Here is a 17353-nt window from a genome sequence, read left to right as displayed (position 1 = left end):
CTTTATTGCGGTCGACGACGAGAGCGGAAAGCAAAAAGCCCGGCAAATGCCGGGCTTTCGGGTGTCGCGTAAAGCGGATCAGTGACCGTGGTGACGGTGATGACGGTGGCCGTGACCATGGCCACGGCCATGACGATGGCCGCAGCCATGGTAGTGCCGGTGGTGGCGCGGCGCGTCGTAGTAATGCACGGAACGCGGGCGCTCGTAGTACACGCGCTGCGGCTCGTGGTAGACACGGGTCTCCACGTAGCGGTCGCGGCGATGGCGATCCGAGCTCAGTGCGTTGCCCAGGGCCGCGCCGGCCACGCCGCCGACGATGGCGCCGTTGGTGCCCGCCTGGTGGCTGCCGATGGCGGCACCGATCACGGCGCCGGCGGCGGTGTTGAATTCGCGGTCGCCGGCGGCCAGCGCGGCAGACGACGTGGTGACGGCGGCGCCCAGCAACAGTACGGCAAAGAATTTTTTGATCGACATTTTATTTCCCCTCGTTATTATCTGCTCCACCCGGCGACCGTTCCGGCCGCGGTATGGGAATCAATATAACGAACGCGACAGTAGCAACCAAACGCTTATACAGATTCTTACAATCGCGTCGCAGGTTGTAACAGTTCAGGGCGGCGGCAGCCGTTCCCATTCCGGGCGCAGCAGGCTGAGCACGGTGACGTCCTGGTAGCGGCCATGGATGAAGAAGGCGCCGCGCAGTGTGCCTTCGGCCCGGTAGCCGCATTTCTGCGCCACCCGCACGGAGGCCACGTTGTCCGGCGCGGCCAGCACCTCCAGCCGGTGCCAGGGATGGACGCGGAACAGGTGATCCGTCAGCAGCCGCAGCGCCGCCGTCGTGTAGCCCTGGCCGGCCAGCTCGACGTCGAACAGGCGGTAGCCGATCTCGCGGCTGGTCGGCGTACGGCTCTTGAAGTGCGTGATGACGCCGACGATGTGATGGCGCAGGTCCTCCACGACGAACAATTCGCTGTCGTCCGTCACGAACGACGTCTGCATGAATTCCTTGCGCATCGCCTCGGGCGACTTGAAGTGGCTGGAGAAATAATCGCCCCGCGACGGCAGGTCGTTGACCAGCGCGATGAAGGTGTTCAGGTCCGTGCCAAGGAGGTGCCGGACCGTGCAGAGGGGGCCTTTGAGCATCGGTCCATGGTATGCCAACGGGCGGCCGGGGTCAACGCGGTGGACGCCTGCACAACATTGTCAAATGCGTTATCGTTACAGGTTTCCAGCGCTCCTTTGAGGACCCCCAGCATGAACCTTCGCAAGCCCGCCCGCACCGCCATCGCCGCCGCCAGCCTGTTCCTCCTCGCCACCGCCCACGCCGCCCCGAACGACAGCGCCACGCTGGCGCAGGTGCGCGACACGGCGATGGCCAGCGACTGGGCCTACCAGCGCCTGGAAGACATGACGGACCTGATCGGCCCGCGCCTGTCCGGTTCCGCCGGCGCCGCCGCGGCCGTGCAGCAGGTCGCCGACACGATGCGCAAGCTCGGTGCGAAGGTGACGCTGCAGCCGGTCAAGGTGCCGCACTGGGTGCGCGGCGAGGAAAAAGCGCAACTGGTCGAGTACGCGGGCCGGCCGCAGGGCATCGTGCAGAACGTCGTGCTGACGGCGCTTGGCGGCTCCGGCGCCACGCCGGCGGCTGGCCTGACGGCGCCGGTCGTCATCGTGCACGACTTCGACGAGCTGAAGGCCAGGGCAGCCGAAGTAAAGGGCAAGATCGTGCTGATCGACGTGCCGTTCGACCAGGGCATGGCCGAGCGCGGCCTGGCCGGCAATGCCTACGGGCGCGGTTCGGCGGCGCGCACGCGCGGCCCGGCGCTGGCGGCCGAACTGGGGGCGGCGGCGGCGCTGGTGCGCTCCGTCGGTGGCGCGGATTTCCGCCTGACCCACACGGGCATGACGCGCCTGAAGGACGACCAGCGCATCCCGGCCGCCGCCATCACGGCGGAGGATGCGATGCTGATCGGCCGGCTTTCCAAGCGCGGCCCCGTCACCATGAAGCTGACGTTGACGCCGAAGACGCTGCCCGATGCGGACAGCTACAACGTGATCGCCGACCTGCCAGGCACCGACAAGGCGGACGAATTCGTCATCGTCTCGGGCCACCTGGACTCGTGGGACCTGGCAACGGGCGCGCACGACGACGCCACCGGCGTGACCGCGTCGATGGGCGTGATCGAGACGCTGAAGAAGCTGAAGCTGCAGCCGCGCCGCACGATCCGCATGGTGGCGTGGATGGCCGAGGAAAACGGCGGCAGCGGCGGGCGCGCCTATCACCAGGCCCACAAGGCGCAACTGGACAAGCAGTTCGCCGCCATCGAAAGCGACGGCGGCGTGACCGGCCGCACCTTCGGCGTCGTGGCGGGCGTGCGACCGCAATACGAAAAACTGTTCGCGCCGCTGCAGGCATCGCTGACGAAGATCGGCGCGGGCGCGCTGACCCGGCGCGACGTGCTGGGCGAGGGTGACCTGCACTACATGGAATCGGACGGCGTGCCCAGCTTCGCGCCGCACGTCGACACGAGCGCCTACTTCAACTACCACCACACGCCGGCGGACACCTTCGACAAGGTCAATCCGGACCACCTGAAGCGCCACGTGGCCGTGCTGTCCACGCTGACCTGGTACCTGGCCAACATGGAGGAACCGATCGGCCGCGCGCCCGAGCAGCTGAACTGACCGCCGGACTGACTGCCGCGCTGCGCGTCAGAACCTGTCGATCGGGATCTTCAGGTAGCGCACGCCGTTCTCCTCGGGCGGCGGCAGCTCGCCCGCGTTCAGGTTGACCTGGATCGCGGGCAGGATCAGGACGGGCATTGCCAAGGTGGCGTCCCGCGCCGTGCGCATGGCCACGAACTGCTCTTCGCCGATGCCGTCGCGCACGTGGATATTGTTGGCGCGCTGCTCGGCCACCGTGGTCTCCCAGCGCGGTTCGCGGCCTGCCGGCGGGTAATCGTGGCACATGAACAGGCGCGTGGCCGGCGGCAGGTCGAGCAGGCGCCGGATCGAGCGGTACAGGGTGCTGGCGCTGCCCCCGGGGAAGTCGCAGCGGGCCGTGCCCACGTCCGGCATGAACAGCGTATCGCCGACGAAGACCATGTCCTCGATGCGGTACGCCATGTCGGCCGGGGTGTGGCCCGGCACGTGCAGGGCGGTGGCCGCCAGCGTGCCGATGGCGAACGTTTCGTCCGCCTCGAACAGGTGGTCGAACGCGGCCTGCGCGGGCGGGCGTCCGAACACGTGGGCAAAGCTCTTCTGCACCGCATGGATCTGCGCGCCGATGCCGATCCGGCCGCCCAGCCGTTCGCGCAGGTACGGCGCCGCCGACAGGTGGTCCGCATGCGCATGCGTCTCCAGCAGCCAGGCCGTCGTCAGCCCTTGCGCCTCTACATACTCGATGACCCGGTCGGCCGACGCGGTACCGGTGCGGCCGGACTTGGGGTCGAAGTCGAGGACGGGGTCGATCACGGCGCAGGTGGTGCCGTGATGGACGACGTGGGTGACGGTGGACGTGGCGGGGTCGAAGAAGGCTTGCAGCTGGGCGGTCATGGTGGGGTCCGGTGTGTGGTTGGCTAATTATAAAGAATCGTCATAAGGGCGGCCACTCTATGACGTTTTTCGCGTTAGGGGGCGAACAATACTTCTTGCTACGTTACCGGAGGAGCAACGATGTCGTATAGTGACTAGTCGCGGACTGCCGCTTTTGGCCAGGAGCGGTCCTGTGCACATCTGATCAAATCTATTGAAAGACTCCCCTTGAGTTCACTTGAAGAAGTTTGGGCGTACAGAGAAGAGACGCTGTATCCGGCGCTATTTGGCGTGGCGCGCAGAGGTATCTTTCCTTTGGATTTCGAGTTGTTCTCAGAAACCTTTGCGCAAGAAGATGTCGATCCGCGCTGGCTCCACCTGGGAATTTTAGAGTATGAACCGACACCCAGTAGATCCTCCTGGCTGTACGTGTCTTCCGGAGGATCTACACCATGGGATGCCGAGCCTAGTGAGTACAACGTTGATGACTATTCTTGGCTAGGTGTAGAGTTCGTGATTGAAGCACCATCACAGGCGAATTGGCCTATTCGCGTATTGCAGCGCTTACTAGCCTACCAAGTGTTGTTGGCAAATGGACGCCTTGGCGACTACCTCCCTTTAGACTATGGCCACCGCCTTCCAGCCGGCGGGCCTGTAGACGGTAGTACAGATTCAAAACTAACCTGTTTGGCTATCGCCAAGCCAACTCACTATTCTTCTTCAGCTAGCCTTCAGTCCGGGAAGTTCGACTTTTTGCACGTAGTTGGCATAACTGAGCAGGAGCGAGATTTCGCGAAAGCGACATCTACTGAAGAACTGATTGCAAAGCTTAGTGCAAATGGCGCTTTCCCAATCACAAACCCCGGCCGCCCGGGCATGTTGTTGTTGACAGACCACTAACCACTAGAAGTAAATTAAGCTACTGGCCTGTGCTATACGTCGAGTAATGTCTGCAATGAAGCGGAACCTGTCGTGCACTGGACGGCAGGAGCCGGCCAAAAGCAGACCTTCACTGATCAGTGAAATTCGGCTAAAAGCGATGCTACCGGACCGCCTCAATCACCACACTCAAGAATAAATTATGAAATGTCTATTCGTTATCGTTGGGGTTTTGACTGCCTCAACAGCATCGGCACAAGCTCTTGAGCAATGGCTGCTCCCTGACCCCTCTGAGATGGTTAACGCGTCAGGTGTACTTTGCGTCGATCAAGCGAAGGCCACGTTGGTTGCGGGCACGCTTCGCGAAAAGGGGCGTAGTAGAGACGAAGTGCTTTCGCTAGTGCCTGAGACTCCCAAAACCATGTCGTTACGGGTAGTCAGTGCAATGCGAGAGAGCGTTGAAGACGCATTCGATTTTCCGAAACTTTCCTCCTATTCACAGTACTCATTTCGATCAGAAGTCTGTCGACGAGAAACGCTGGGCGCAGTTAGAATGCCCCGCCTAATTGCTGTATTGCCGAAAATTGAAGAGTGCCAGCGTGTTCATGGCCCCGAGAAAAGCCACAACCTGTCTCAGTGTATTCGCCTGGTGGTTCAAAGTGTCGAGCCGCGCCTGTGAGCGCTTGAAATAGCTTTGGCCGGCATGTGAACGTCTGCAATGGGGCGAAAGCGGACGCCCCTGAGACGGGCGGGCGACAAGATGAGGACCGCGTTCAGGCGCACCGGCCCTCGCTCACCTGCGCACTCATCTTTTGAGATATGTGGAGAATTTTGCTAGTCGCACATAGCAGCAACGCGCAAACCGGCGTCGTGCTACCATCACGCCCCATGAATGCGCTGCTTCGTACCTTCGTCCTCTGGCTGCTGCTGGCCGGCGTACCCTTGCAAGGGTTTGCCTCGGCCACGATGCTGCTGTGCGCGCCGGGTACGGACGCGACAGCGCAGCCGCACCATGCCGGGCATGGACAGCAAGAGCAGGCACCGCAGGCGGATGTGCAGCACGAGCATGTGCAGCAACATGGCCATGACGGTGCCAACGCCGATCATGACAAGGCGGCAGCCCACCACGGCAGCGACTTGAAATGCGCCAGCGCGGCGTCCTGCTGTACCGGCGCACCGCTGGCTGGCGCCATGACGGTGCCACCGCCGTTGCCCGCCAGCGGCGGCGCCCCGATCCCCTTCGAGACGGCGGCACCGCCCGTCGTCGACCTGGCCGGCCTCGAACGACCGCCCAAACGCCTCGCCTGATACCGCAGGTCCCATCGCCAGATGGGTGTCGCCCGCGTTTGCGCGGGCACCTTCCGTACACGAGGTTTTAACATGATCATCAAAACGATCGCGCTGGCCGCCGGCCTGGCGCTGGGCGCGCATGCCCATGCGCAGCCAGCACCGCAGGACCCGGCCCGGGCCGACGCTCCCGTCGCACCCACCACCTACGTTTCGCCGCTGGCTGGCTACCGCGCCGGCCCGGCCGCCACGGGCACGCCGGCCGCCAACTGGGTGGCATCGAATGCCGCCGTTGCCGGTGGCGGCCACGCCATGCACACGATGTACGCCGCGCCTTCCGCGCCGGCGGCGCCAGCCAAACCCGCTGCGCACGCCGGGCACGACATGGCGCCGCCCGCCGATCCCCACGCGCACCACGGGCACCATGGGCACCACGGCCACCACGAGCAGAACAAGCCGCCAGCACCGGTCAAGGAGCACCAGCATGAACATTAAATCGCCGCTGCGCCTGACAGCTGCCACGGCCGTGCTGCTCGCGCTGACCGGCTGCGCCAGCTTCTCCGGCGACGCCGGCATGGGCGCCATCGATCCGCTGGTGCAGGCCCGCACCGGCGCACCGGCGCGCACGCTCAAGACCGAAGCCGACCGGCGCGCCCTGGACGAGCTGCTGCAGGCGCGCCTGGCGCAGCCGTTGTCGGCCGACGGCGCCGTCGAGATCGCGCTGCTGAACAACCGCACCTTGCAAGCCAGTTATTGGGAGCTGGGCATCGCCGAGGCGGACCTGGTCCAGGCCGGCCGGCTGCAGAACCCCGCGTTCGGTTACCAGCACATGCGCGGTGGCGGCGACGTGTCCATCGAGCGCACGCTGACGTTCAACCTGGTCAGCCTGATCACGGCGCCGCTGGCGTCGCGCATCGAAGGGCGCCAGTTCGAGCAGACCCGCCAGCAGGTTGCCGCCGAAGCGGTGCAGGTCGCGGCCGACACGCGCCGCGCCTGGGTCGAGGCGGTGGCGGCCACGCAGGCCGTCGAGTATGCCCGCCAGGTGGCCGGCGCCGCCGAAGCCAGCGCGGAGCTGGGCCAGCGCATGCGCCAGGCCGGCAACTGGAGCGCCTACGACCAGGCCCGCGAGCAGGCCTTTTATGCCGAGGCGATGGCCGACGTGGCGCGCGCCACGCAGGCCGCGACGGCCGCGCGCGAGCACCTCACGCGGCTGCTGGGACTGTGGGGTACGCAAGCGCAATACCGCCTGCCGGAGCGGCTGCCCGAGCTGCCGGCGGCGCCGCGCGACATCGCCGACGTCGAGCAGCGCGCCGTGCGCGAGCGCCTGGATGTGCAGGCCGCGAACCTGGCGACCCAGCGCACAGCCAGCGCCCTGGGCTTGAGCCGGGCGACGCGTTTTGTGAACGTGCTGGAGCTGGGCGCCGTGCGCGAAAGCGACGGCGGGGCCAAGGCGCGCGGCTACGAAGTGACCCTGGAGATCCCGCTGTTCGACTGGGGCGGCGCCCGCACGGCCCGCGCCGAAGCGGTGTATATGCAGGCGGTCAACCGGCTGGCGGCGACGGCGACCGATGCCCGCAGCGCCGCGCGCGAGAGCTACCAGGCCTATCGCAGCGCATACGACGTGGCACGCCACTACCGCGACGTCGTCATCCCGCTGCGCAAGAAGCTGTCCGACGAGACGCTGCTGCGCTACAACGGCATGCTGCTCAGTACCTTCGAGCTGCTGGCCGACGCGCGCGAGCAGCGCAGCGCCGTCAACGCCTATGTCGGCGCGTTGAAGGACTTCTGGCTGGCCGAAAGCAGCCTTGAAACCGCCCTGGGCGGCCGCCTGCCGGCCGTCGTCCCCCCATCGCAGCAAGGAGCAACGCAATGACAGATTCGATGAAGCGCAGGTCGTTCCTGCAGGGCGCCGCGCTGCTGGGCGCAGGCATGGTCAGCAAGGCCGGCGCGGCCACGCTGCCGGAAGCGCCGGTGCAGGGCAGTGCCGCCACGGCCGCGCCGCTGGTGCCGCCGAACGGCCGCCCGTACAACCCCGTCGTCACCTTGAACGGCTGGAGCCTGCCCTGGCGCATGAAGGACGGCGTCAAGGAATTCCACCTGGTGGCCGAACCCGTCGTGCGCGAACTGGCGCCGGGCATGCACGCCAACCTGTGGGGCTACAACGGCCAGAGCCCGGGTCCCACGATCGAGGTGGTCGAGGGTGACCGCGTGCGCATCTTCGTCACCAACAAGCTGCCGGAACACACCAGCGTGCACTGGCACGGCCAGATCCTGCCGAACGGGATGGACGGCGTGTCCGGCGTCACGCAGCCGTCGATCCAGCCCGGCAAGACCTTCGTCTACGAATTCGTGGCGAAGCATGCCGGCACGTTCATGTACCACCCGCATGCGGACGAGATGGCGCAGATGGCGATGGGCATGATGGGCTTCTGGGTCACGCACCCGAAAGACCCGCGCCAGCACGCGGTGGACCGCGACTTCGTGTTCCTGCTGTCAGCCTACGACATCGAGCCGGGCAGCTACACGCCGAAGGTCAACACGATGCTGGACTTTAACCTGTGGACCTTCAACAGCCGCGTGTTCCCCGCCATCGACCCGATGGTCGTGCGCCAGGGCGAGCGGGTGCGCATCCGCGCCGGCAACCTGACGATGACGAACCACCCGCTGCACGTGCACGGTCATACGTTCGAGGTGACGGGCACGGATGGCGGCTGGGTCAGGCCGTCGGCGCGCTGGCCCGAGGTGACGACGGACGTGGCGGTGGGCCAGATGCGCGCCATCGAGTTCGTGGCCGACAATCCCGGCGACTGGGCCTTCCATTGCCACAAGTCGCACCACACGATGAACGCGATGGGGCACGACGTGCCCACGTTGATCGGCGTCGACCATCGTGGGGTGGCCGAGAAGATCAACAAGCTGGTGCCGGGCTATATGGTGATGGGCGAGAAGGGCGGGGCGATGGGCGGCATGCGCATGCCGCTGCCGGAGAATACCCTGCCCATGATGACGGGCACCGGCCAGTTCGGCGAGATCGAGATGGGCGGGATGTTTACGCTGCTGAAGGTGCGCGAGGGCCTGGCACGGGGCGATTACCGCGACCCCGGCCACTATCGCCATCCGAAGGGTACCGTGGCCTACGAGTGGACCGGCGAGGCACCGCCGGCACCGAGTGCGCCGGGCGGCAAGGCGGGCCGCGCCGATGGTGCGCTGGACGTGCGGCGCGGCGGGGCAAGCACGGGGCACGAGGGGCACTGACCGCGGCTGCCCTCATTGGCGGCATGCTATATTCGCCGCCGATGACGCCCTTACGCCGACCTTTGCCGCAACCCTTCGCGCTGCTGCCTTACCTGCTGAAATGGACCATGCTCGCGGCCCTGGTGGCGCTGCTCGCGGGCAGCGCCTCGGCGTTGTTCCTGTTTGCGCTGGCGTGGGCCACGAGCTGGCGCGAGGCGCATCCGGCGATCATCTGGGCGCTGCCGCTGGCGGGGTTCGCGGTGGGCTGGGTGTACTGGCGCTTCGGCCGTGCGGTGGAGGCGGGCAACAACCTGCTGATCGACGAGATCCACGATCCGAAAAGCGTCGTGCCGCTGCGCATGGCGCCGCTGGTCCTGGCCGGCACCGTACTCTCGCACCTGTTCGGCGCCTCCGTGGGGCGCGAGGGCACGGCCGTGCAGATGGGCGGCACGCTGGCCGACCAGCTGTCACGGCTGCCCCGCATCGACCCCGCCGACCGGCGCGTGCTGCTGATGGCCGGCATCAGCGCGGGCTTCGCTTCCGTGTTCGGCACGCCGCTGGCCGGCGCCGTGTTCGGCCTGGAAGTCCTGGTCATCGGCCGGCTGCGCCATGACGCCATCTTTCCCTGCATCGCCGCCGCCATCCTGGCCGACCAGGTGGGCCTGGCATGGGGCGTGCAGCATACTCATTACGCGATCGGCCTCGTACCCGCCGTGACGGCGTGGACCGTCGGCGCCGTCGTCCTGGCCGGCATCGCGTTCGGCCTGGTGGGCATGGTGTTTGCCAACGCCACCCATGCGCTGGCCGCGCGGATGAAGCGCTGGCTGCCCTATGCGCCGCTGCGGCCCCTGGTTGGTGGCGCCGTCGTCGCCATCGCCGTGTGGGCGCTGGGCACGCAGCGCTACGTCGGCCTGGGCATTCCCGTCATCGTCGAAGCGTTCACGCAGCCCCTGCCGCCCATGGACTGGCTGGGCAAGCTGGCCTTCACCGTCGCCTCCCTGGGCAGCGGCTTCAAGGGCGGCGAGGTGACGCCCCTGTTCTACATCGGCGCGACGCTGGGCAATGCGCTGGCGCCCCTGCTGCAACTGCCGTTCGGCATGCTGGCCGGCGTCGGCTTCGTGGCTGTGTTCGCGGGAGCCGCCAACACGCCGCTGGCCTCCACCGTCATGGCGCTGGAATTGTTCGGGCCCGCCATCGGGCCGTATGCGGCGCTGGGGTGCGTGGTGGCCTACCTGTTTTCAGGCCACTGCGGCATCTATCGCGCGCAGCGGGGCGCGGCGTCGAAGACACACGGTTGATTCCCGCGCGCCGCTCACTGGCGTGACCGTTTGCGAAGTCAAGTGATGTATTTGGGGAAACGTTGCATTTTGCATACGTGAGCGCGGCAATAAGTTGTATGATGTCAGGTGACTCCGGGACGTTCCCGGCATTTTTGAACGAGGAGAGAGAATCTTGGCATCCACACGATTTATCATGGCAAACGTGGTAGCGCTACTTTTTGCGGGCGGCAACGCCCAGGCGGCTGACTGGCCGTCCGGTTATTCGAAGTGCGCCGACCAGAACGGCACGTGCAAGGTCGGCAGCACCAAGCGTTCCGTGTCGTTCGGCATCAAGGACAAATTCGTCGTCAAGACGCTGTCCGGCGACGTGGCCTGCACGGTGGCGACCTTCGGCTCCGACCCGTATCCGGGCGTGACGAAGAAGTGCGCGGTCGGTCCTGTGAGCGGTACCACGCCAACGCCAACGCCAACGCCAACGCCGACGCCGACGCCGACGCCAACCCCGACGCCACAACCGGTCGGCGACGCCAGCCTGGAAGCGGCACCCGCCACCGGCTGGGCCAGCCGCAACGGCGGCACGACGGGCGGCGCGGCGGCCGCCTCGACGGCGATCTATAAAGTCAGCTCGCCATCGCAACTGCTGGCGGCGTTGAAGGCGCAGGGCGACAATCCGAAGATCATCAAGCTGTACGGTACCGTCGACATGGCCGCGGCCGACAACGGCGGCCCGTTCAAGAGCACCAGCGACCAGGCGCTGCGCAGCCAGATCAAGGTGGGCAGCAACACCACGCTGATCGGCACGGGCAGCGACACGCGCCTCGTCAACGGCACCATCTCGATTTCGGGCGTGCAGAACGTCATCGTGCGCAACCTGAACATCGTCAACCCGTGCGACGTGGCGCCGGTGTGGGACCCGAACGACGGCAGCAGCGGCAACTGGAACTCGGAGTTCGACAGTGTCGTCATCAGCAAGTCGAAGAACGTGTGGGTGGACCACAACGTGTTTACGGACGCGCCACTGACGGACGACAAGCTGCCCATCGCCAACGGCAAGATCAAGCAGTGCCATGACGGCGCGCTGGACGTGAAGAACGGCTCCGACTACGTCACCGTGTCGAACAACCGCTTCGAGCTGCACACGAAGAACAACCTGATCGGCTCTTCCGACAGCACGACCAGCGACAACGGCCACCTGACCGTCACGTTCAACGGCAACCACTTCCTGCACGTGGCCGAGCGCGCACCGCGGGTGCGCTTCGGCATGGTCCACATCTACAACAACTACTTCGAGGGCAGCCGCTCGCACGCCGTGTACCCGCACCACTACAGCATCGGCGTGGCCTACCTGGCCAAGATCATCTCGCAGAACAACGCGTTCGACATCGCCGGCGCCAGCTCCTGCACGCACGTGATGACGAACCCGGGTTCGTCGAGCAAGACGGGCGCCATCGTCGATTCCGGCTCGCTGCTGAACGGCGCCGCGCTGGACGTGGCGAACAAGTGCAGCTTCAGCTCGTCGGTGGGCTGGACGGTGCCATACTCGGTCACGCCGCTGCCGGCGTCGTCCGTCAAGCAGTCGGTGCTGAGCAATGCCGGCACGGGCAAGCTGACGGTGCGCTAACCGTTGCGACACGGTTGAGGCTTGGGGTCTGTCCCTGCGGGACTGACCCCGAAGTTTGCTCGCGTAATGCAACTTCAGGGTCAGTCCCCCGTGGGGACAGACCCTAACCCCGCAAATCCAGCCCCGCCGGCCGCGCATCCCACCGGCGCGCCCGATGCTGCACAGCTTCCGGGTCGATCTCCAGCACCACCTTGTCCACCTCCGCATACAGGCTGGGCACCCGAACGCCGGCCACGTCCCCCTGGATTTCCAGCGCGCGCGCCAGGCCGTACCCATACTTTTCCACCAGCAGCCCCGCCAGTTCGCGCGTCTCCGCGCCCCGCTCGATATCCTTGCGCCGGCTGGCCGCATAGCGGCGCAGGTCGGCCAGCAGGCGCTCCTGCAGCTGTTCCACGTAGTCCATACGCTTTCCCTTTCATGTCCGTCCGATGATTCTGGCACAGCGCCCATCCACAGGGAAAACCGGTGACAGTCACCCTTTAATTCGTCGTGCTGGCGAAAGGCAGGGCAGGGCAGCGAGAAAAAGGGTGACTGTCACCATTTTCCAGCCACTTGTCCGGTGTCGCCGTCCGCAGCGAGGCGGTTGCCGGCCAGGCCTTCCTGACTCATCAAAAATAGTCATTGCGAATGGTAATGAGAATCAGTATCATTTGCGTTTCTGGGAAGTGCAGATTTCATAACAACAGGCGTAAGCGCAATGTCCATAACAAGAAAGCTCCTCGCAGTATCCATCGCCGCCATCGGCCAGCAGTCGTTTGCCGCCGAGGCTCCCGCGGCACCCGTCGATGCCGGCACCGACGCCCAATCGGTGGTCGTCGTCACCGCATCGCTGCGCAATCACACGGCCGCCTCGGCGCCCGCGTTCACGACGATCGTCACGGAAGAAGACATCGCCAGGTCCCCCGTCAACAGCCTGCCGGACCTGCTGCGCGACACGGTCGGCGTCAACAACATGACCGACAGCACGGGCCGCGACGAGATCCAGATCCGCGGCCTGGGCGGCAAGTACACGCTGATGCTGGTGAACGGCAAGCGCGTGTCGTCCGGCGGCGCGCTGTGGCGCGGCGGTGACTTCGACTTCAGCTCCATCCCGCTGTCGTCCATCAAGCGCGTCGAGATCGTGCGCGGTCCCATGGCCGCCCTGTACGGCTCGGACGCTATCGGCGGCGTCGTCAACATCATCACCAAGGCGCCGACGCGTGAGTGGAAGGGCAGCGTCAGCGGCGAGTACCGCGTGGTGCAGCCGGGCGCCGAGGGCGACCAATACCGCGTGGGCGCCTCCATCGCAGGCGCGCTGAACGACACGTTCGGCCTGGCGCTGTCCGGCGAATACTACGATCGCGACGCGTGGTACGCGACGTCGGCCAGCGATACGACCCGTCCCGCGCGGCTGGAAGAGAAGCGCGCCGCCAACGTGGCCGGCACCCTGTCCGTCAAGCTGGCCGAGAACCAGACGCTGGACATCGACGCCAGCTACAACCGCGACCACCGCCCGCGCGCGCTGTTCTACTACAGCTACGACGCCGAGTGGGACTGGACCACGCGCGACTACCGCGAGCAGCAGATCGAGCGCGGCACGTACGGCATGACGCACAAGGCCGACTGGGGCTGGGGCAGCACCACCGCGTACATCACGCAGGAAAGTGCCCGCATCGAGGACTACAACAGCCGCTACAACACGCCGCAGGAGCGCGTGCTGCACGAGGATAATACCTACGCCAAGGCCTACGCCAACGTCAACTGGGGCATCAACGCCATCACGGCCGGCATCGACCTGCGCCGCCAGGTGATCAAGGATGCCGCCACCTACCTCGAGTCCGGCCGCATCGGCACCACCAGCCGCGCCGTATTCGTCGAGGACGAGCTGGCGCTGGCGCCGAGCCTGCGCCTGACCCTGGCCGGCCGCCTGGACGACAGCAATACCTTCGGCAGCCACTTCTCGCCGAAGAGCTACCTGGTGTGGCAGGGCGCGGACGGCGTCACCGTCAAGGGCGGCATCAGCCGCGCCTTCAAGGCGCCGGAAGCGTACCAGCTCAGCACCGAATACCGCACCGTCAGCTGCGGCGGCAAGTGCTACCTGTCGGGCAATCCGGACCTGACGCCGGAAACCAGCACGAACTACGAGGTCGGCTTCGAGATCCACCGGCCGACGTGGGACTTCACGGCCGTCGTGTTCAAGAACGACGTCAAGGACATGATCGTCGCCACCTACGACCCGGTCGGGCCGAAGCGCGCCTGGACCAACGTCGCCAAGGCCAAGACGCGCGGCATCGAGCTGCAGGGCGAGGTGACGCTGGCGCCGGCCTTCTCTGTCAGCGCCAACCTGACCCACCTGAAGGCCGACTACATCGACGAGACGGGCACCGAGGCGAAGCTGGACAACCGGCCCGAGAACACCGCGGTCGCCACCTTGAACTGGAAGGCCACCGACCGCCTGACGGCGTCGCTGTCGGCGCACTACACGGGCGAGCAGTACTACCTGACCAAGGACCTGCCGGGCTACACGCGTGTCGACCTGGCGCTGGCCGCCAAGGTCAACAAGCAGCTGACGGTGCGCGCCGGCGTCAAGAACCTGACCGACGTCGACCTGGAGAAGAAGGACCGCGCGTTCGACTTCTTCGAGCTGGGCCGCAACTATTACGTTAGCGCGACCTACAGCTTCTGACCTCAACCAACCCCGGGGCGGAGCCCCGACGTAGCCAGCGTCACGCCAGCCAACGTAAACCTGTCCACAGTTTTGCGAGGTAACGATGGCTACATCCCTTTTCCTTTCGCCGCACCGCAGCGTGCGCGCTGACGGCGTGTTCGAGCGTATCGCCACGCCGGCCGCGGGCGACCTGCAGGCCGCCCTGGCGCAGGCGCTGGCGCGGGCGCGCGACGCCGGCATCGACAACCCGATCGCCATCGGCGCGATCCCCTTCGACACGACGCGGCCGTCCGAGCTGATCGTGCCCGAGCGCGCCGAGATCTTCCGCCGTGAAGAGCTGCCGCCGCTGGCCGCGCGCCCGCTGGCGCCGATCGTAGCGTCCACCAGCATTCCCGGCGAGGAGCGCTTCAAGCAGGGCGTGCGCCAGGCCGTGGCCAACTTCGCCCACAGCGACATCCGCAAGGCCGTGCTGTCGCGCGTGCTGGAAGTGGAGCTGGCCGGGCGCGCCGACCCGGCCGCGCTGTTCGCCAGCCTGGCCGCGCAGAACCCCACCGGTTTCCAGTTCCGCATTCCGCTGGCCGATGGCGCGGAGCTGGTCGGTGTCAGCCCCGAGCTGCTGCTGCGCAAGGAGGGCGCGCGCATCGTGTCGAATCCGCTGGCCGGTTCGGCACGCCGCCAGCCCGATGCCGACAGCGACGCGGCCGCCGGCGGCGCGCTGCTGCAGTCGCCCAAGGACCTGCGCGAACATGGCTACGTGACGCACGATATCCGCCGCCTGCTGGCGCCCCTGTGCGCCACGCTGGACGTACCGGAGCAGCCGTCGCTGCTGTCCACCAACGCGATGTGGCACCTGTCCACCCGCATCGAAGGTACGTTGCGCGACCCGGCACTGACGTCGCTGCAACTGGCCTGCCACCTGCATCCCACGCCTGCGGTATGCGGCTATCCAACCGACCTGGCGCGCAAGCTGATCGACCTGGTCGAGCCGTTCGACCGTGGCCTGTTTGCCGGCGTGGTGGGGTGGTGCGACGCGGACGGCAACGGCGAATGGGCCGTGACGATCCGCTGCGGCACGGTGCAGGGCAATATCATCCGCCTGTTCGCCGGCGCCGGCATCGTGGCCGACTCGTGCCCCGAGGCCGAGCTGGCCGAGACGCAGGGCAAGCTGGGCACGATGCTGCGCGCGCTGGGCGCCGTCCGGCCGGCCGCCAGTGCCAATGTCGACCTTGCCGCGGAGGCGGCATGATTGCCTTTACGCCCTGGCCGGCGGCCGACGCCCGGCGCTACCGCGAGGCCGGCTGCTGGCTTGGCCTGCCGCTGACCGACATTCTCGAGCGCCAGTGCATCGAACGCCCGGACGGCATCGCCATCCTGTGCGGTGAGCGTGCGCTGACGTACCGCGAGCTGGATACGCGGGCGACGCGGCTGGCACAGGCGCTGGCGCGGCGCGGCGTGGCGGCCGGCGACACGGCGCTGGTCCAGCTGCCGAACGTGGCCGAGTTCTATATCGTGTTCTTCGCGCTGCTGAAGATGGGTGTCGCGCCCGTCAACGCGCTGTTCAGCCACCAGCGCCTGGAGCTGACGGCCTACGCCCAGCAGTTGCAGCCGAAACTCGTCATCGGCGCCGCCAGCCACGCGCTGTTCGCCACTGGCGAATTTGCGCAGGCCTTGCGTGCCGAGGTGCCGGGCCTGGCCCACGTGCTGGTGCTGGATGGCGCGGAAGACGGCCTGGCCACGCTGATGGACGAGGAGGGCGCGGCGGTCGCCTTCGCGCCGGCGCCAGCGGACCAGGTGGCGTTCTTCCAGCTCTCCGGCGGCAGCACGGGCACGCCCAAGCTGATCCCGCGCACCCATGACGACTATTACTACAGCGTGCGCCGCAGCGCCGAGATCTGCCGGCTGGACCCGGCCACGCGCTTCCTGTGCGCGCTGCCGGCAGGGCACAATTTCCTGCTCAGCTCTCCCGGCGCGCTGGGCGTGTTCTACGCGGGCGGCACCGTCGTGCTGGCGCCGTCGCCGGAGCCGCTGGGCTGCTTCGCGCTGGTCGAGCGCCATGGCGTGACGATGGCGGCGCTGGTGCCGTCGGCCGTCGTGCTGTGGCTGCAGGCCGCGGCCGAACCGGCCCGCCGGGCGCAGTTGGCCTCGCTGCGCCTGCTGCAGGTGGGCGGTGCCAGCTTCGCCGAAGCGCTGGCGCGGCGCGTGCCGCAGGAACTGGGCTGCGCGCTGCAGCAGGTGTTCGGCATGGCCGAAGGCCTGGTCAACTACACGCGCCTGGACGACCCGATTGACAAGGTCTACACGACGCAGGGCCGGCCGATGAGCGAATTCGACGAAGTGCGCGTGGTCGACCTGGACGGCACGCCGGTGGCCGACGGGGTGGAGGGCTTGCTGAAGACGCGTGGGCCGTACACGTTCCGCGGCTACTACAACGCACCCGAGCACAACGCGCGCGTCATCGACGCGGACGGCTTCTATGCGACCGGCGACCTGGTGCGCCGCAGCGCCGACGGCTACCTGACGGTGGTCGGCCGCGTCAAGGACCAGATCAACCGCGGCGGCGAGAAGATCGCCGCCGAGGAAGTGGAGAACCTGCTGCTGCGCCATCCCGGCGTGCTGCACGCGGCCCTGATCTCCGTGCCGCATCCCCTGCTGGGCGAGATGAGCTGCGCCTGCATCGTCCCCCGCGGCGGGGAGGATGGCGAGCTGCGCCCGCCGCTGCTGCGCAAGTACCTGCGCGAGCAGGGCGTGGCCGAATTCAAGCTGCCCGACCGCTTCCGCATGCTCGACAAGCTGCCGCTCACCGCCGTCGGCAAGACCGACAAGGTGCGCCTGCGCGCCGAGACCACCGTTCAATAACGCGACTGACATCAT

At 66.9% G+C, this 17353-nt stretch carries 15 protein-coding genes; 11 read left to right on the top strand and 4 right to left on the bottom strand.

Features of this window, described 5'->3' with window-relative positions:
* Positions 1-78: 78 nt before the first annotated feature.
* Both PX653_RS09530 and PX653_RS09525 read right to left on the bottom strand, forming a co-directional pair.
* Complete coding sequence (locus PX653_RS09530) at positions 79-474, bottom strand: glycine zipper domain-containing protein (protein WP_277417654.1); 396 nt, start codon at positions 472-474, stop codon at positions 79-81.
* Positions 475-609: 135 nt separating this feature from the next.
* Entirely contained in the window at positions 610-1143 is a 534-nt protein-coding gene (locus PX653_RS09525; RefSeq protein ID WP_277417653.1) for a GNAT family N-acetyltransferase, read from the bottom strand.
* Positions 1144-1254: 111 nt separating this feature from the next.
* On the opposite strand from PX653_RS09525, the gene PX653_RS09520 reads away from it, so the two are divergent.
* The gene (locus PX653_RS09520; RefSeq protein WP_277417652.1) at positions 1255-2685 is read left to right on the top strand and encodes a M20/M25/M40 family metallo-hydrolase; all 1431 of its coding nucleotides are present in this window, start codon (positions 1255-1257) and stop codon (positions 2683-2685) included.
* A 27-nt stretch (positions 2686-2712) separates the two neighbouring features.
* Here PX653_RS09520 and PX653_RS09515 read toward each other — a convergent pair whose 3' ends face one another.
* On the bottom strand, positions 2713-3555 hold the full coding sequence (locus PX653_RS09515; protein WP_277417651.1) for an MBL fold metallo-hydrolase: 843 nt from the start codon (positions 3553-3555) through the stop codon (positions 2713-2715).
* A gap of 207 nt (positions 3556-3762) precedes the next feature.
* On the opposite strand from PX653_RS09515, the gene PX653_RS09510 reads away from it, so the two are divergent.
* The 7 genes from PX653_RS09510 to PX653_RS09480 all read left to right on the top strand — a co-directional run bounded on the left by PX653_RS09510 (position 3763) and on the right by PX653_RS09480 (position 11835).
* Entirely contained in the window at positions 3763-4434 is a 672-nt protein-coding gene (locus tag PX653_RS09510; RefSeq protein ID WP_277417650.1) for a suppressor of fused domain protein, read from the top strand.
* 867 nt (positions 4435-5301) lie between these two features.
* Positions 5302-5721: a hypothetical protein gene (locus tag PX653_RS09505; RefSeq protein ID WP_277417649.1), complete on the top strand. Its 420-nt coding sequence runs from the start codon at positions 5302-5304 to the stop codon at positions 5719-5721.
* A 72-nt stretch (positions 5722-5793) separates the two neighbouring features.
* Entirely contained in the window at positions 5794-6195 is a 402-nt protein-coding gene (locus tag PX653_RS09500; protein ID WP_277417648.1) for a hypothetical protein, read from the top strand.
* Entirely contained in the window at positions 6185-7573 is a 1389-nt protein-coding gene (locus PX653_RS09495; protein ID WP_277417647.1) for a TolC family protein, read from the top strand. Before PX653_RS09500 ends, PX653_RS09495 begins: the two co-directional genes overlap by 11 nt.
* Positions 7570-8955 carry a multicopper oxidase family protein gene (locus PX653_RS09490; protein ID WP_277417646.1) on the top strand — a complete coding sequence of 462 codons (1386 nt, stop codon included), beginning with the start codon at positions 7570-7572 and terminating at the stop codon, positions 8953-8955. The genes PX653_RS09495 and PX653_RS09490 overlap by 4 nt, the downstream gene beginning before the upstream one ends.
* A 41-nt stretch (positions 8956-8996) precedes the next feature.
* Positions 8997-10232: a voltage-gated chloride channel family protein gene (locus tag PX653_RS09485; protein ID WP_277417645.1), complete on the top strand. Its 1236-nt coding sequence runs from the start codon at positions 8997-8999 to the stop codon at positions 10230-10232.
* Positions 10233-10407: 175 nt separating this feature from the next.
* Positions 10408-11835 (top strand): pectate lyase family protein, encoded by a 1428-nt coding sequence (locus PX653_RS09480; RefSeq protein WP_277417644.1) that lies wholly within the window; start codon positions 10408-10410, stop codon positions 11833-11835.
* Between the two features lie 103 nt (positions 11836-11938).
* Here PX653_RS09480 and PX653_RS09475 read toward each other — a convergent pair whose 3' ends face one another.
* Positions 11939-12238: a hypothetical protein gene (locus PX653_RS09475; protein WP_277417643.1), complete on the bottom strand. Its 300-nt coding sequence runs from the start codon at positions 12236-12238 to the stop codon at positions 11939-11941.
* Positions 12239-12532: 294 nt separating this feature from the next.
* On the opposite strand from PX653_RS09475, the gene PX653_RS09470 reads away from it, so the two are divergent.
* The 3 genes from PX653_RS09470 (at position 12533) to PX653_RS09460 (ending at position 17338) form a co-directional block, all read left to right on the top strand.
* The gene (locus tag PX653_RS09470) at positions 12533-14500 is read left to right on the top strand and encodes a TonB-dependent receptor domain-containing protein (protein WP_277417642.1); all 1968 of its coding nucleotides are present in this window, start codon (positions 12533-12535) and stop codon (positions 14498-14500) included.
* An 85-nt stretch (positions 14501-14585) separates the two neighbouring features.
* Positions 14586-15728 carry an isochorismate synthase gene (locus PX653_RS09465; RefSeq protein ID WP_277417641.1) on the top strand — a complete coding sequence of 381 codons (1143 nt, stop codon included), beginning with the start codon at positions 14586-14588 and terminating at the stop codon, positions 15726-15728.
* On the top strand, positions 15725-17338 hold the full coding sequence (locus PX653_RS09460) for a (2,3-dihydroxybenzoyl)adenylate synthase (protein WP_277417640.1): 1614 nt from the start codon (positions 15725-15727) through the stop codon (positions 17336-17338). The genes PX653_RS09465 and PX653_RS09460 overlap by 4 nt, the downstream gene beginning before the upstream one ends.
* Positions 17339-17353 lie beyond the last annotated feature (15 nt).

This window comes from Pseudoduganella chitinolytica, assembly GCF_029028125.1.
In the GTDB taxonomy this organism is placed as follows: domain Bacteria; phylum Pseudomonadota; class Gammaproteobacteria; order Burkholderiales; family Burkholderiaceae_D; genus Rugamonas; species Rugamonas chitinolytica.
The sequence above is the reverse complement of the archived record's forward strand: the minus strand, read 5'-3'. Positions and strand labels throughout refer to the sequence as shown.